Here is a 15,016-nt window from a genome sequence, read left to right as displayed (position 1 = left end):
TGCGTGGAATTGAATGATTCGTCCGGCAGCGCCAAACGGGAGGAAATTCTATTTGAGAAAAACTTTCAAAGGCAGGTTTTCTCGCGCTATTTACCTGTTGCTTACCTATCCGTCATTACCGTCCGGGTACGACGAAGCCCCGGTGCAGCGAACTGCAGCGGGGCTTGGCGTGGAGCGTTCTAGAAGCTGTAGTTGGCGGTCAGGATCGCGGCGCGACCATCACCCGGGGTTGCCCAGCCGTTGTTGCGGATGCGCGTGAGGTAGTGCTTGTCGAACAGGTTGTTGACGTTCAGCCGCAGGTCGAGATTGCGGTTGACCTTGTAGCCGAGCATCGCGCGGTGGACGGTATACCCGGAGGCCGTCGGAGCGTTGTCGGTGCTGGCCAGGTACTGCTTGCTCTGGGTGGTCAGACCGTAGCCGAGCTGCAGGTTGTACGGCAGATCGTAGGTCGTCCAGATGCTCGCGGCATGCTTGGGCGTGAAGGTCAGCGGGTTGCCTTTCTGGGCGTCGATGCCGGTGGTTTCCTGGGTGTAATCGCTGACGCTCTGCAGCACTTCGGTGTCCAGGTAGGTGTAGTTGGCGAAGACTTTCCACTTCTCGGTGATCAAGCCCGATACGCCCAACGCGATGCCGTCGACGCGTGCCTGGCCATCGAGCGCCTGCTCGCCGGACAGGTTGCTCGGATCGTTGCTGGCCACCTTGTAGTTGGTCCGATCGTTACGGAACACCGAGGCGGTCAGCGACAGCGCGTCCTGGAAGAAGTCCCACTTGGTGCCGATTTCGTAGCTGATGGATTTTTCCGGATCGGCGTCGCAGTTGTTGCTGGACGGGTTGGTGCCACGCCCGGCGCTGAAGCAACCGCCGTTGACCGAGGATTGCGACGGCGTCTTGGTGTTGCCGTAAGCCACGTAGATGCTGCCGTTTTCGGCCGGTTTGTAGACCAGGCCGAGACGATAGGAGGTCAGGTCGTCGCTGTTGTGGTAGCGGGTGCCCGGCGTGACCGCACCGGTGGTGGCATTGATGGCGTCCGACTTCGAACTGCCCTCGTTGCGCTCGTAGCGCACGCCACCGTTCAGTTCCCACTGCTCGTTGAACTTCAGCGTGTCGAAGGCGTAGGCCGCGCGGTTGTCCAGCTCGCCGTCGATCTTCGCGGTGCGGGTGAAGTTGATCGGGCCGCCCCAGTAGGATTCGGGATCGCTGATGCTGACGGGCGGAATCACGATTCCGGTCGAGCTGCCATCGGCGTTGCGCATCCAGTTGCCGGTTTTCGCGTCGTATTCCTCGCGGGTGAAGGCCACCCCGGTGACCAGGGTGTGGTCGATGAAGCCGGTGGAGAAGTTGCTGGTCACGTCCGTCTGGTTGGTGAAGATCCTGTTTTCGGTGTCCCGCGCATTACCCAGCGAACCGCCGCTCGGCTGGAAGAAACCGGGCGCGAGCGTACCGGCGCAAGCGCCACCGGCAGGCGTCACGCCAGTGGCCAGACACGCCGTCGAAGCGCCTTCGGGACCGGAAACCCAGGTTTCCTGACGAACGCGCGCCGCCCGGCTGAAGTTGCGAATCGACACCGCGTCGTTGAAGTCGTGCTCGAGCTTCAGGCTGAGGGCATCGGTGCTGATTTCCTGCTTGTTGGCATTGCGATAGCCGTAGTAATTGTCCCAGTCGACGCCGGGTAGCAGCTTGCCGTTGTAGATGGGCACGCCGAACTGCGGGAGGTTGTCGTCTTTCTGGTGCTCGTAGCTGACCGTCACACGGGTGGGCGTGCCGAGCCCGAACGCGATGGACGGCGCGATGCCCCAGCGCTCGAAGTCCTCGTGGTCCCGGCCGGGGGCGTCGTTGGCATGCGCCATCAGGTTCAGGCGGAACGCGGTGGTGTCGTTCAGGTGCTGGTTGGTATCGAGCGTGGCACGCGTGTAGTTGTCGGTGCCCAGCCCGCCGCTGAGGGTGGTGAAGTCACGCTGCTGAGGCGACTTGGTGACGATGTTGATCGTGCCGCCCACCGAGCCCGAGCCGGAGTACACCGAGCTGGCGCCGTTGACGACTTCGATCTGTTCCAGGTTGAAGGGGTCGGTGCGGCTGTACTGGGCGCTGTCGCGCACGCCATCGACCTGAATGTCGTTGTTCGCCGAAAACCCGCGCAGGTTGATGCTGTCGCCATAACCGCCGCCGCCCTCACCGGCGCCGAAGGTGATGCCCGGCACGGTGCTGAGGATGTCGCGCATGGTCAGCAGGTTCTGATCCTCGATGACCTGGTGGGGCACCACGGTGATCGTCTGCGGCGTATCGCGCAGCGGAGCGGTGTACTTGGGCGAGGAGACCTCGTCGACCTTGTAGCTCTGTTCCTGGTCCTGCTCGCCCACGGCAGTGGCGCTTTCCAGGGTGATCGCCTCGCCTTTCTTCGGCGTGTCGGCGGCGAACGCGTGACCTCCCGACATGGCGGTGATGGCAACTCCGATCGCGGATGCGAGAACCCGCTGCGTTGAAACGTTGGCGTCGTTGGCGCTTTGAGACTTCATTGTCTACCCCCCGTTGTTGAAGGGGCGCAATTTATTTCAGAGTTGAAACGTTTTCAATTGAAATTCTTTCCCATTTAGCAAAAAATCACATCTGCCTTCCGTTCGCGTCTGGAGCGCCATCAAAGCATGACGACATGCGGCTCCGTCTTACTCAATTTTCTGGATCGGCCACCATGCTGCTGCACATTCCCCAAGTCTTCACCCATGACGAAGTCACCCGCATTCGCCAGGCACTGGAAGGCGCCCAATGGATCGACGGACGTGTCACGGCCGGTTACCAGTCGGTCAAGGCGAAATCCAACGAACAGTTGGCCGAAGACGATCCGCTGGCCCGGGAGATCGCCGAGGCGATGCTGCAACGGCTTTGGCAGCACCCGCTGTTCTTCTCCGCAGCGCTGCCGAACAAGGCCTACCCGCCGATGTTCAACCGCTACCGCGACGGCGGCACCTTCGGTTTCCACATCGACAACGCCATTCGCAAGGTTCGCGGCAGCGCGGAACAGGTGCGCACCGACGTGTCCTCCACGCTGTTCTTCAGCGATCCGGACGAGTACGAGGGTGGCGAGCTGGTCATCGAGGACACCTACGGCGTGCGCCAGGTGAAGTTCGCCGCCGGCGACCTGGTGGTCTACCCCGGCACCAGCCGGCACAAGGTCATGCCGGTGACCCGCGGCACGCGCTACGCCTCGTTCTTCTGGACCCAGAGCATGATTCGCGAGGACAGCCAGCGAACCCTGCTGTTCGAGATGGACCAGGCGATCCAGCGACTGACCGCGGACATGCCCGATCATCCGTCATTGCTGGCCCTCACCGGCACCTACCACAACCTGCTGCGCCGCTGGGCCGAAGTATGAGTGCCGACCTGCGCCGCCGTGCACGGCTGCTGCTGCTGGCCGCCGAACAGGGCGATGCCGACGCGCAGGCGCACCTGGGGCAGATCCTTCTCGATGGCAGCGGCATCGCCCGTGACCAGAAGCTGGCGCTGACCTGGTTCCGCATCGCCGCCGCGCAGAACAATCCGATGGCCCTGAACATGGTCGGCCGCTGCCTGGAAAACGGCTGGGGTTGCGATATCGACCTCGTCGAAGCGGCGCGGCACTTCCAGCGGGCCGCCGCGCTCGGCCTGGATTGGGGCCTCTACAACTACGCGCAGCTGCTGACCCGTGGCCGTGGCGTTGCGCAAGACATGGCGCAGGCCTTCCGCCTGTTCGTCCAGGCGGCGGAGATGGGCCACGCGAAGTCGATGAACCTGCTCGGGCGCTTCTACGCCGAAGGCGTCGTGGTGCCGGCCGACCAGGCCAAGGCGCGCGAACTCTACGAGCGCGCCGCCCTGGGGGGCGATTTCCGCGGCCAGTACAACCATGCCACCGCCCTGGCCGAGGACGGCCGGCTGGATGAAGCCATCGCCTGGCTGCGCAAGGCGCTGACCACGGCCACGCCGGGGTTCATCGAGCGCGCCGGGCAGGTTCTTCTGGGCTCGACGCTGCCGGGCATCCGCGAAGTCGCCGGGGAATACCAGGCCATGCAGCGGCAGATGGAAAACGCCTGAAACCGCGTGGTTACGCAACGCCGCCTGGGGACCGGCGGTGCTCGCGGCGCACCCTACGCCGGATGAGCAGCTTCCGTAGGGTGCGCCATGCGCACCGCACCCGCGCCCAACAAAAAGCCACGCCGAGGCGGGGCTTTTGCGTCAGTACCCGCGCTGCCGGGCATCCGCGAAGTCGCCGAGGAATACCAGGCCGTGCAGCGGCAGATGGAAAACGCCTGAAACCGCGTGGTTACGCAACGCCGCCTGGGGACCGGCGGTGCGCGCGGCGCACCCTACGCCGGATGAGCGGCTTCGTAGGGTGCGCCATGCGCATCGCACCACGCCGAACAAAAGCCCCGCCAAGGCGGGGCTTTTGCGTCACCCGCGCTACCGGGCATCCGCGAAGTTGCCGGGGAATACCAGGCCATGCAGCGGCAGATGGAAAACGCCTGAAACCGCGTGGTTACGCAACGCCGCCGGCCTGGAGACCGACGATGCGCGCGGCGCACCCTACGCCGGATGAGCGGCTTCCGTAGGGTGCGCCATGCGCACCGCACCCACGCCCAACAAAAAGCCCCGCCGAGGCGGGGCTTTCGAGCGAGCGTCAGCGCCTTACAGGTAGAAGGCTTTCAGCGGCGGGAAGCCGTTGAATTCCACCGCGCTGTAGCTGGTGGTGTAGGCGCCGGTGGACAGCCAGTACAGGCGATCGCCAATCGCCAGGTTCAGCGGCAGGCCGTACTTGTAGTGTTCGTACATGATGTCCGCGCTGTCGCAGGTCGGGCCGGCGATCACCACTTCCTCCATCTCGCCCTTCTTCTCGGTCCAGATGGGGAACTTGATGGCTTCGTCCATGGTTTCGATCAGGCCGCTGAACTTGCCCACGTCGGTGTACACCCAGCGCTCCACGGCGGTACGCGACTTGCGTGCCACCAGCACCACTTCGCTGACCAGAATGCCGGCGTTGGCGATCAGCGAACGGCCCGGCTCGAGGATGATTTCCGGCAACTCGTCGCCGAAATCTTCCTTGAGGAAGCGGATGATTTCCTCGGCGTAGGTTTCCAGACTGTTGGTGCGGGTGATGTAGTTGGCCGGGAAGCCGCCACCCATGTTGATCATCTGCAGGGTAATGCCGTCCTCTTCCTTCAGACGCTCGAAGATCACCTTCACCTTGGCGATGGCGGCATCCCAGACGTCGATGTCGCGCTGCTGGCTGCCGACGTGGAACGACAGGCCGTAGGGCACCAAGCCCAGTTGCTTGGCGAGAATCAGCAAATCCAGCGCCATGTCCGGGTTGCAGCCGAACTTGCGCGACAGCGGCCAGTCGGCCGAGGTAGAGCCTTCGGTGAGGATGCGCACGTAGATCTTCGAGCCCGGCGCGGCCTTGGCGATGTTGCGCAGGTCGGCCTCGGAATCGGTGGCGAACAGGCGCACGCCCTTCTCGTAGAAGTAGCGCACGTCGCGGGCTTTCTTGATGGTGTTGCCGTAGCTGATGCGGTCCGGCGACACGCCGGTGGCCATCACCTTGTCCAGCTCGTAGATCGAGGCGATGTCGAAGTTCGAGCCCTTGTCGCGCAGCAGCTCGATGATCTCCACGGCCGGGTTGGCCTTGACGGCGTAGTAGACCTTGGCGAATTCGAAACCGGCGCGCAGGTCGTCGTAGGCCTTGCTGATGATCGCGGTGTCGATCACCACGAACGGGGTTTCCTGGCCGTCGGCGAACGCCTTCATCTTGTTGAAGGTTTCGCGCGGGTAATAGTCTTCGATCTGGATCGGCATGCGGAACTCCACTGGCAGAGCAACAAAAGTACGAAGGGATGGCTTCCTTAGAAGCCCGAACGCCTAATCCGTTTCCCCACTTTGGTTCGCCTACTTCCCAAGGCATGTCGCCGAGTATCGTCGGCCGGTGTTACCGGCCTGCAATCTCTCGTCGTCAGTACTTGAGCCGCATGGATCGTTTCCAGCATGGACGTTCGGGCGCGAACTTTAAGACCACGACCGGGGGAGATCAATCGGAAATTGCCCGTTTAAGAGGCCCGGCGGCAAACGTGTTTTATTCCGCACGCAGCGCCCCGAAATGCTGCACGGCGCGGGACGAGACCATGCGGCGGCGCCTGCACCGAAACGGCTCACGCGCCGCGCCCACCGATGCCGCCACGGGGCTCGCCAGGCCCCGGCGAACGCGGTCTGAGCCTGGCGCCGCAGGCCGGCAAGCCCTGGCATGCTCGCTGCTTGGGGATTGCGCCGACGTTCGTCGGCCCCAAGCCGCCTCCTGGAGATGCTCGTGGAAAAACCCTCCGTACGCCCCTGCAGTGCACCAGCGGAACAGGACGCCCTGAACAACACGATGAACCAGATCAAGAAGCTGGTCACCGATCTCGAACACAACGCCAACAAGATCAACAGCATCGTCAACGTCATCCGCGACGTCGCCAAGCACACCAACCTGCTGGCGCTCAACGCGGCCATCGAGGCGGCACGCGCCGGCGACGCCGGACGCGGCTTCGCCGTGGTCGCCGACGAGGTGCGCGCCCTGGCCTCGCGCACCACCAGCGCCACCAGCGATATCGCGTCGATGGTCAAGGCCATCAGCGACGAAACCGGCAACGCCGTGAAGGGCGTGGAGAAGGCCGAGCGCGAGTCGCTGCTGGAAACCGCGCAACTGCTGGCGGCGCAGGAAGCGGCGCGACTGGAGACGCGCTTCGCCGGTCTGAAGGCGACCCTGTACGGCCTCAAGCATTTCATCGAAAGCCTGAAGAATGCCCGCCAGGGCCCTGAGCGCCAGGCGATCAACACGGTGATGGCCGCCTACCTGCGCGCCGACAGGGACGTGCTCGCCTATTCCTGCTGCATCGAGCCCGGCGCCCTCGACGGCCGCGACGCCGAGTTCGCCAACACCCCGGGGCATGACGCCAGCGGACGCTTCATCCCCTACTGGAACCGTGGCCAGGGCAGCGTCGGCCTGGAACCGCTGGCCGACTACGACAGTGCCGGGCTCAACGACTGGTACGAACTGCCGCGGCGCACCGGCCAGGACGTGATGATGGAGCCCTACGATTACCGGGTGAACGGTCGCACGGTACGCATGACCTCGCTGATGGTGGCGCTCAAGTTCAGCGAGCGTTTCGCCGGCACGCTCGGCGCGGACTTCTCCCTCGATGCGCTGCAGCAGGACCTGTCGCAGCGCAAACCGCTTGGCGTGGGCTTCCTCGCGCTGCTCTCCAACGCGGCGTCCTACGTCACCCACCCGGACGCCGAACGCCTCGGCAAGTCCGCCGACGACCTGAACGCCGAGGCGCGCCAGGCGGTGAAGAACGGCAAGCCGTACGTCTGCCTGGAAGGCAACGACCGCGTGCGCCTGTTCGCCCCGGTGGCCACCGGCGTCGAGCGCATGCCCTGGTCGCTGATGATCGGTTTCAGCCTGGCGGCGGCGCTGGAGACGCAGTAGCCGCCCTGGCAGTCGCCCCAGGATGTTCGTCGCGGCCGGCGACAACCGGGGGGCGCGCTCCTGTATACTTCGCGCCCTCTTTTATCGCTCTGCACCCAGGTTCTTGCATGACCAACCAGGCCGCCGAAGTCGCCAAACGCCGCACGTTCGCCATCATTTCCCACCCGGACGCCGGCAAGACCACCATCACCGAGAAACTCCTGCTGATGGGCAAGGCCATCGCCGTGGCCGGCACGGTGAAGTCGCGCAAGTCCGACCGCCACGCGACCTCCGACTGGATGGAAATGGAGAAGCAGCGCGGTATCTCCATCACCACCTCGGTGATGCAGTTCCCCTACCGCGAGCACATGATCAACCTGCTCGACACCCCCGGCCACGAGGACTTCTCCGAAGACACCTACCGCACCCTGACCGCGGTGGACTCGGCGCTGATGGTGCTCGACGGCGGTAAAGGCGTCGAACCGCGGACCATCGCCCTGATGGACGTCTGCCGCCTGCGCGACACGCCCATCGTCAGCTTCGTCAACAAGCTCGACCGCGACATCCGCGACCCCATCGAACTGCTCGACGAGATCGAGGCGGTGCTCAAGATCAAGGCCGCGCCGATCACCTGGCCAATCGGTTCGTACCGCGACTTCAAGGGGGTCTACCACCTCTCCGAAGACCGCATCATCGTCTACACGCCGGGCCACGGGCACGAGCGCACCGAGACCAAGGTGATCGAACAGCTGGATTCGGCCGAGGCCCGCGCGCACCTGGGCGACGAGTACGAGCGCTTCGTCGAACAGCTGGAGCTGGTGCAGGGTGCCTGCCACGAATTCGACCAGCAGGAATTCCTCGACGGCAAGCTGACCCCGGTGTTCTTCGGCACCGCGCTGGGCAACTTCGGCGTCGACCAGGTGCTCGACGCGGTGGTCGACTGGGCGCCACGCCCGCTGCCGCGGGCCGCCCACGAGCGGGTGGTGCAGCCGACCGAGGAAAAATTCAGCGGCTTCGTGTTCAAGATCCAGGCGAACATGGACCCCAAGCACCGCGACCGCATCGCCTTCATGCGCATCTGCTCGGGCAAGTACGAGCAAGGCATGAAGCTGCGCCACGTGCGCACGAAGAAGGACCTGAAGATCGCCGATGCGCTGACCTTCTTCTCCTCCGAACGCGAGATGCTCGAAGAAGCCTATGCCGGCGACATCATCGGCCTGCACAACCACGGCACCATCCAGATCGGCGACACCTTCAGCGAAGGCGAAGCGCTGGGCTTCACCGGCATCCCGCACTTCGCCCCGGAACTGTTCCGCCGCGTGCGCCTGAAGGACCCGCTGAAATCCAAGCAATTGCGCCAGGGCCTGCAGGAACTCGCCGAAGAAGGCGCCACCCAGGTGTTCTTCCCCGAGCGCAGCAACGACATCATCCTCGGCGCGGTCGGTGTGCTGCAGTTCGACGTGGTCGCCAGCCGGCTCAAGGGCGAATACAAGGTCGAGTGCGCCTACGAGGCGATCAACGTCTGGTCGGCGCGCTGGATCGAGTGCGACGACAAGAAGAAGCTCGAGGACTTCAAGGTCAAGGCCTTCGAGAACATCGCCATCGACGGTGGCGGCCACCTCACCTACCTGGCGCCGACCCGCGTCAACCTCAGCCTGATGGAAGAGCGCTGGCCGGAGATTCGCTTCCGCGCCACCCGCGAACATCACTGAAACCCACCAAGGATCCCCGCGTGCGCCACGCGGGGATCGCCCCGCCAGCGGCGTCCCTCGCCGCACCCAGCCTCCGGCTGACCTGCGTCAATCACGTCACGCTTGAATCCCGGCCGTTCGACCTCATCTAAGCTGCATCCCGCAGGCTTTCGTTCGAGGTGCAGTTCGTCGCACCGGCCTGCGCCAACCGAGGTGATTCCATGCGTATCGATCGTTTGACCAGCAAGCTGCAACTTGCCCTTTCCGACGCCCAGTCCATCGCTGTCGGCCTCGACCATCCGGCCATCGAGCCCTTGCACCTGATGCAGGCGCTGCTCGACCAGCAGGGCGGCTCGATCAAGCCGCTGCTGCGCCAGGTCGGTTTCGACACCAACGCCTTCAAGCAGGCGATGACCAAGGAACTGGACCAACTGCCGAAAATCCAGAACCCCACCGGCGACGTCAACCTGTCCCAGGACCTGGCGCGCCTGCTCAACCAGGCCGATCGCCTCGCCCAGCAGAAGGGCGACCAGTTCATCTCCAGCGAGCTGGTGCTGCTCGCGGCGATGGACGACAACACCCGCCTGGGCAAGCTGCTGCTCAGCCAGGGCGTGTCGAAGAAGGCCCTCGAGAACGCGGTGAACAACCTGCGCGGCGGCGAGGCGGTGAATGACCCCAACGCCGAGGAATCGCGCCAGGCGCTGGACAAGTACACCGTCGACCTGACCAAGCGCGCCGAGGAAGGCAAGCTCGACCCGGTGATCGGCCGTGACGACGAAATCCGCCGGACCATCCAGGTCCTGCAGCGGCGCACCAAGAACAACCCGGTGCTGATCGGCGAGCCCGGCGTCGGCAAGACCGCCATCGCCGAGGGGCTTGCCCAGCGCATCGTCAACGGCGAAGTGCCGGACGGCCTGAAGGACAAACGCCTGCTGTCGCTGGACATGGGCTCGCTGATTGCCGGCGCCAAGTTCCGCGGCGAATTCGAGGAGCGCCTGAAGTCGCTGCTCAACGAGCTGTCGAAGCAGGAAGGCCGGGTGATCCTGTTCATCGACGAACTGCACACCATGGTCGGCGCCGGCAAGGCGGATGGCGCGATGGACGCCGGCAACATGCTCAAGCCGGCACTCGCACGCGGCGAGCTGCACTGCGTCGGCGCCACCACGCTGGACGAGTACCGCCAGTACATCGAGAAGGACGCGGCGCTGGAGCGGCGCTTCCAGAAGGTCCAGGTAGACGAGCCGAGCGAGGAAGACACCATCGCCATCCTGCGCGGCCTCAAGGAGCGCTACGAGGTGCACCATGGGGTGACCATCAGCGACGGCGCGATCATCGCCGCGGCCAAGCTGAGCCACCGCTACATCACCGACCGCCAGTTGCCGGACAAGGCCATCGACCTGATCGACGAAGCGGCCAGCCGCATCCGCATGGAGATCGACTCCAAGCCCGAGGCGCTGGACAAGCTCGACCGCCGGTTGATCCAGCTGAAGATCGAGCGCCAGGCGCTGCGCAAGGAAGAGGACGAGGCGACCCAGAAGCGCTTCGTCAAGCTCGAGGAAGAAATCGCCAAGCTGGAGAAGGAATACGCCGACCTCGAGGAAATCTGGAAGTCGGAGAAGGCCGAAGTGCAGGGTTCGGCGCAGATCCAGCAACGCATCGAGCAGTCCAAGCAGGAACTCGAGGCCGCGCGGCGCAAGGGCGACCTCAACCGCATGGCCGAACTGCAGTACGGCGTGATTCCGGACCTGGAGCGCAGCCTGCAGATGGTCGACCAGCACGGCAAATCGGAAAACCAGCTGCTGCGCAACAAGGTCACCGAGGAGGAAATCGCCGAAGTGGTTTCCAAGTGGACCGGCATCCCGGTGAGCAAGATGCTTGAAGGCGAGCGCGACAAGCTGCTGCGCATGGAAGACATGCTGCACACCCGCGTGATCGGCCAGCACGAAGCCGTGGTGGCGGTGGCGAACGCCGTGCGCCGCTCGCGCGCCGGCCTCGCCGATCCGAACCGGCCGAGCGGCTCGTTCCTCTTCCTCGGCCCGACCGGGGTCGGCAAGACCGAGCTGTGCAAGGCGCTGGCGGAGTTCCTCTTCGACACCGAGGACGCCATGGTGCGCATCGACATGTCCGAGTTCATGGAGAAACACTCCGTGGCACGGCTGATCGGCGCGCCTCCGGGCTACGTCGGCTACGAGGAAGGCGGCTACCTGACCGAGGCGGTGCGGCGCAAACCCTACTCCGTGCTGCTGCTTGACGAAGTCGAGAAGGCCCATCCAGACGTCTTCAACATCCTCCTTCAGGTGCTCGAGGACGGCCGCCTGACCGACAGCCACGGGCGCACGGTGGATTTCCGCAATACGGTGATCGTGATGACCTCGAACCTCGGTTCGGCGCAGATCCAGGAACTGGTCGGCGACCGCGAGGCGCAGCGCGCGGCGGTCATGGACGCGGTGGGCAACCACTTCCGTCCGGAATTCGTCAACCGCATCGACGAGGTGGTGGTGTTCGAGCCGCTGGGCCGCGAGCAGATCGCCGGCATCGCCGAGATCCAGCTGGGCCGGCTGCGTCAGCGCCTGGCCGAGCGCGACCTGACCTTCGAGCTCACCGACGAGGCGCTGGACAAGCTGGTGTCGGTCGGTTACGACCCGGTATACGGCGCACGTCCACTGAAACGCGCGATCCAGCGCTGGATCGAGAACCCGCTGGCGCAGCAAATCCTTGCCGGCAAGTTCGCACCGGGCGATACCGTCAAGGCGCGCGTGGAAAACGACGAGATCGTCTTTATCTGATCGGGCACAGGCCGTACGAAACCTCTCTTCCGCTTGCCGGGAGGGAGGTTTTTTTCGCTCAGAGCGCCTGCAGCAGAAGCTCCAACCGCGCCGCCTGATCCTCGGCCATGTCGATGATGTGGAACCCCGCCCAGCCGTGGTGTTCGTCGGTGCCCGGCCGGGCCCACAGGCAGTCGGCGCCGAAGCTCACCTCGCGGACCTCGCCGCTGGCCGCCGTCAGCCGGCACTCCCAGACGGAATCGACGGCCAGCAGCTGTTCGGTGACAAGCATGAAGCCATCGCGGGACAGGTCGACGATGCGTCCCAGGCGCTGGCCGCCGTGACGGTCGAAGACTTCCAGAGTGAGTGTGGGGCGGTATCGATCGTACTGGCGACGCTCGCTATCCATGGTCGTTTCCTGGGTGGGTGGAGCGTCCGCTGACACGCTGCAGGGCGCGATAGATCGCGTTCATCGCGCGATCCACCAGAGGCAGGCTGCGTTCCTCGATGACGATGCGCGCCAGGCCGCGGTCCATCTCCTCGGCGAGGTCTTCCAGCGGGCGAATCGCGGCGCGCTGGCCCAACTGGTCGACGAACATGTAGTTGTTCGTCGTCGGGCTGAACCAGGACAGCTTGAGCCGGCGCCGCTGCGTGCCCTCGACGAAGTCGAACCAGGTGCCGAACTCCAGCGCTTGCAACTGGCGGATCAGCGCTTCCAGGCGCGGCGTGCGGGGCGGCTTGGCGGCGCGGCTGTCCGCCAGCAACACCGCGTCCTCGCCGAGCATGTTCGCCAGCGGGCTTTCGATCAGCGACGGCGCGAGAGGCTCCACCCGTTCGGGGCGCTTGGCCTGCACGGCGTCCTGGCTGGCGACGATGTCCCGCAACAGCCGGGCGATACCGTCCTCGTGGTAGCCGCCGAGCAATTCGAGGCCCTTGCGCACATCGTCGAGCATGCCGGCGCGCAGGCGGTGCAACGCGTCGATGCCAGCGGCGTCCTGGGGCCTGCCGCTCCAGGCCAGTTGCCCGGCCAGTTCCAGCGAGCGGTTCCATTCGGCGCTGCCCTCGCCATGACGAAGCTGTACGAATACCAGCACGTCGGTCCAGGTCAGCTCGAGGAAATCCTGGATGATCTTCGGCAGGCTCGGCCCGCGCAGCGCCTCGGCGATCGCGGCGCCGGCCTTCTGCCGCGCATCGAGCAGGCGGTCACGGCCCTTGGCCGCCTCGATGGAGCGCTTTTCACGCAGTTCGACGCGGTGCCTGAGGGTAGCGACGAACTCGTTGAACTCCTCCAGCAGCGTTTCGAACAGCGCCAGATCGCCGGTGAAACCCTGGATCACCCGCTCGACCACCCACTGGATCTTCGCCAGCAGTTCGCGCTCCTCGCCCTCGGCGTCGTACAGCACTCCGGCGCGCGCCATGGCATTGAGCAGCAAACGGGCCGGGTGGTTGTACTGGGTGAAGAGCGCCTTGTCCTGCATCGCCACCCGCAGATAGGGCGTATGCAGGTGCGACAGCGCGGTCTTGCAGGCATCCGGCAGATCGCCGTCATCGAGGATGAAGTCGAAGAGCATGCCGACCAGATCGATCACGTCGGCTTCCTGGTCGGAAATCCGCCGCGGGTCCGCCGCAGCGCTGCGCGACTCGAGCTGACGGTGCAGGTCGGCTTTCACGCCGTCGACCTGCTGCGGCCGTTGCATGCGCCGGGCGAAATCCTCGGCGGCCTGCTTCTGCAACTGGTTCAGCGCCTCCAGCAATTCGCGCGCCTCGAAGGTGCGCGTGGCGGTGGGCGGCGCGTAACTGGCGATGCTGCGCCTGCCGCCGAGCAGGGTCGTGCCCTCACGCTTGCGCAGCGCGATGAACAGCTGGGTGAGCCCGTCGAACAGCCGCTCGGCCTGCTCGGCCGATGGAACGTGGCCGTCGGAATAGCCCGAGCGGGCATCCGGCGATCCGGCGAAGGACGGCGCGTCGGCGGCGCGCGTGGCCTCGACCCGCGGCTGCGCCTGGTATTTCATGTTGGGGAGGATGCCGGCGTCGATCAGCTCGCGATTGAGCGCCTCGTAGAGACCGTCGAGGTTCTGCATGAGATGCCGGTCGAAGAGCATGTAGAGGATGATCCGTATCCGCAGCGGCAACGGCGTCGGCTGCAAGGCCTCGCGGAACGCCTGGGCGATCGCGTGCGGACCGAAGGGGTTGCCGTCCTCGTCGAGCTTCTGGCCGTTGTTCAGCAGGGCCAGCCGACGATCCAGCGCGAACAGGCTCTGCGCGCAGCGGGCCTTCACCCGGCTGACCATGTTGATGATCTGCAGGGTCTCCTCGTAATCCTCGTTCTGCACCAGGCGCAGGTCGTCGGCCTCGAGCGCGTCGTCGTTCGTGGCGGACGGTTTTCCCTGGAGGAAATCGGAGAACTGACGGGCGATCTGCTGGTGATAGGTCCGCTCGATCAGCGGCCGCAACCGGCGGATGTCGCGCATGCTGTCGAAGAACAGCGCCTGGACCTGATTGTTCTCGGCCTTCTCGGCGCACTCGAAGAGGGTGTCGTCGACCTGCCCGAAGGTCGCGGTGAGGTGTTCGGCGAGGGCGTTCATCACCCGTCTGCGACAGCGCTGCACCAGCTCGCTGAAACGCGGCTGGATGACGCGACTGGCGAGCGTGCCGTGGGCGGAGGGGGACATGGGTGAGTCGCGTTCGTCCATCATCAAGTTGCCGGTGCCCGACTGACGAGCGCACTCCACACGGTGATCTTCAGCACAGATATAGCAGCCACCCCGCCGACTGCAAGACATTGTCTCAGGAAGAATTTTAAGGGTTGACAGGCGCTTCGGGAAACGTAAAATGGCGCGCCTCTGATACGGGATTCCGGCTCACCGGCACCGTAAAAGAGATTGGAAGCTCGTAGTTCCGCGATAGCTCAGTCGGTAGAGCAAATGACTGTTAATCATTGGGTCCCTGGTTCGAGTCCAGGTCGCGGAGCCAACTTCTTCCAGATCGGGGTATAGCGCAGCCCGGTAGCGCGCCTGCTTTGGGAGCAGGATGTCGGGAGTTCGAATCCCCCTACCCCGACCACCTTTTGGGTCGTTAGCTCAGTTGGTAGAGCA

The 15,016-nt window shown here is 64.9% G+C and carries 10 protein-coding genes, 2 tRNA genes and 1 pseudogene; 9 read left to right on the top strand and 4 right to left on the bottom strand.

Annotation, left to right across the window (positions count from 1 at the left end; all coding sequences use genetic code 11):
• Positions 1-179: 179 nt before the first annotated feature.
• The gene (locus B3E91_RS08440) at positions 180-2,432 is read right to left on the bottom strand and encodes a TonB-dependent receptor (RefSeq protein ID WP_287029051.1); all 2,253 of its coding nucleotides are present in this window, start codon (positions 2,430-2,432) and stop codon (positions 180-182) included.
• A 254-nt stretch (positions 2,433-2,686) separates the two neighbouring features.
• Between B3E91_RS08440 and B3E91_RS08435 the strand changes: the two genes are divergently transcribed.
• The 3 genes from B3E91_RS08435 (at position 2,687) to B3E91_RS08425 (ending at position 4,281) form a co-directional block, all read left to right on the top strand.
• Complete coding sequence (locus tag B3E91_RS08435; protein ID WP_287029050.1) at positions 2,687-3,367, top strand: Fe2+-dependent dioxygenase; 681 nt, start codon at positions 2,687-2,689, stop codon at positions 3,365-3,367.
• Positions 3,364-4,062 (top strand): tetratricopeptide repeat protein, encoded by a 699-nt coding sequence (locus B3E91_RS08430; RefSeq protein ID WP_287029049.1) that lies wholly within the window; start codon positions 3,364-3,366, stop codon positions 4,060-4,062. The genes B3E91_RS08435 and B3E91_RS08430 overlap by 4 nt, the downstream gene beginning before the upstream one ends.
• Positions 4,063-4,149: 87 nt before the next feature.
• Positions 4,150-4,281, top strand: a complete 132-nt coding sequence (locus B3E91_RS08425; protein ID WP_287029048.1) for a hypothetical protein — start codon at positions 4,150-4,152, stop codon at positions 4,279-4,281.
• 372 nt (positions 4,282-4,653) lie between these two features.
• On the opposite strand, the gene B3E91_RS08420 is transcribed toward B3E91_RS08425, so the two are convergent.
• Positions 4,654-5,817 (bottom strand): type III PLP-dependent enzyme, encoded by a 1,164-nt coding sequence (locus B3E91_RS08420; RefSeq protein WP_273232456.1) that lies wholly within the window; start codon positions 5,815-5,817, stop codon positions 4,654-4,656.
• 610 nt (positions 5,818-6,427) lie between these two features.
• Here B3E91_RS08420 and B3E91_RS22235 point away from each other — a divergent pair.
• The 4 genes and pseudogenes from B3E91_RS22235 to clpB all read left to right on the top strand — a co-directional run.
• Positions 6,428-6,619: pseudogene (locus tag B3E91_RS22235) on the top strand (methyl-accepting chemotaxis protein); the annotation flags it as partial.
• Positions 6,614-7,486 carry a PDC sensor domain-containing protein gene (locus tag B3E91_RS22230; protein ID WP_414708221.1) on the top strand — a complete coding sequence of 291 codons (873 nt, stop codon included), beginning with the start codon at positions 6,614-6,616 and terminating at the stop codon, positions 7,484-7,486. The pseudogene B3E91_RS22235 and the gene B3E91_RS22230, both read left to right, overlap by 6 nt.
• 107 nt (positions 7,487-7,593) lie before the next feature.
• The gene (locus B3E91_RS08410) at positions 7,594-9,177 is read left to right on the top strand and encodes a peptide chain release factor 3 (RefSeq protein ID WP_273232453.1); all 1,584 of its coding nucleotides are present in this window, start codon (positions 7,594-7,596) and stop codon (positions 9,175-9,177) included.
• A gap of 200 nt (positions 9,178-9,377) precedes the next feature.
• Positions 9,378-11,942, top strand: a complete 2,565-nt coding sequence (gene clpB / locus B3E91_RS08405) for an ATP-dependent chaperone ClpB (RefSeq protein WP_273232451.1) — start codon at positions 9,378-9,380, stop codon at positions 11,940-11,942.
• A 58-nt stretch (positions 11,943-12,000) separates the two neighbouring features.
• Here the strand turns inward: clpB and B3E91_RS08400 are convergent, their stop codons facing one another.
• Positions 12,001-12,330: a PilZ domain-containing protein gene (locus B3E91_RS08400; protein WP_287029047.1), complete on the bottom strand. Its 330-nt coding sequence runs from the start codon at positions 12,328-12,330 to the stop codon at positions 12,001-12,003.
• Entirely contained in the window at positions 12,323-14,614 is a 2,292-nt protein-coding gene (locus tag B3E91_RS08395; protein WP_414708220.1) for a DUF1631 domain-containing protein, read from the bottom strand. The genes B3E91_RS08400 and B3E91_RS08395 overlap by 8 nt, the downstream gene beginning before the upstream one ends.
• A gap of 204 nt (positions 14,615-14,818) precedes the next feature.
• Here B3E91_RS08395 and B3E91_RS08390 point away from each other — a divergent pair.
• Together B3E91_RS08390 and B3E91_RS08385 are read left to right on the top strand one after the other, a co-directional pair.
• Positions 14,819-14,894: transfer RNA gene (locus B3E91_RS08390), tRNA-Asn, on the top strand.
• Positions 14,895-14,907: 13 nt separating this feature from the next.
• Positions 14,908-14,984: transfer RNA gene (locus B3E91_RS08385), tRNA-Pro, on the top strand.
• The last annotated feature ends 32 nt before the right edge of the window (positions 14,985-15,016 follow it).

This window comes from Pseudomonas sp. UBA6310 (genome assembly GCF_002438225.1).
GTDB classification, from domain to species: domain Bacteria; phylum Pseudomonadota; class Gammaproteobacteria; order Pseudomonadales; family Pseudomonadaceae; genus Pseudomonas_O; species Pseudomonas_O kuykendallii.
Note: the sequence above shows the minus strand (reverse complement) of the source record. Positions and strands in the feature narration are given on the sequence as shown.

Bases quoted from the DNA above. Each gene is read 5' to 3' on its own strand.
- B3E91_RS08440 (WP_287029051.1), bottom strand. From the start codon at position 2,432: ATGTCGGGAGGTCACGCGTTCGCCGCCGACACGCCGAAGAAAGGCGAG.
- B3E91_RS08435 (WP_287029050.1), top strand. From the start codon at position 2,687: ATGCTGCTGCACATTCCCCAAGTCTTCACCCATGACGAAGTCACCCGC.
- B3E91_RS08430 (WP_287029049.1), top strand. From the start codon at position 3,364: ATGAGTGCCGACCTGCGCCGCCGTGCACGGCTGCTGCTGCTGGCCGCC.
- B3E91_RS08425 (WP_287029048.1), top strand. From the start codon at position 4,150: ATGCGCACCGCACCCGCGCCCAACAAAAAGCCACGCCGAGGCGGGGCT.
- B3E91_RS08420 (WP_273232456.1), bottom strand. From the start codon at position 5,817: ATGCCGATCCAGATCGAAGACTATTACCCGCGCGAAACCTTCAACAAG.
- B3E91_RS22230 (WP_414708221.1), top strand. From the start codon at position 6,614: ATGGTCAAGGCCATCAGCGACGAAACCGGCAACGCCGTGAAGGGCGTG.
- B3E91_RS08410 (WP_273232453.1), top strand. From the start codon at position 7,594: ATGACCAACCAGGCCGCCGAAGTCGCCAAACGCCGCACGTTCGCCATC.
- clpB (WP_273232451.1), top strand. From the start codon at position 9,378: ATGCGTATCGATCGTTTGACCAGCAAGCTGCAACTTGCCCTTTCCGAC.
- B3E91_RS08400 (WP_287029047.1), bottom strand. From the start codon at position 12,330: ATGGATAGCGAGCGTCGCCAGTACGATCGATACCGCCCCACACTCACT.
- B3E91_RS08395 (WP_414708220.1), bottom strand. From the start codon at position 14,614: ATGGACGAACGCGACTCACCCATGTCCCCCTCCGCCCACGGCACGCTC.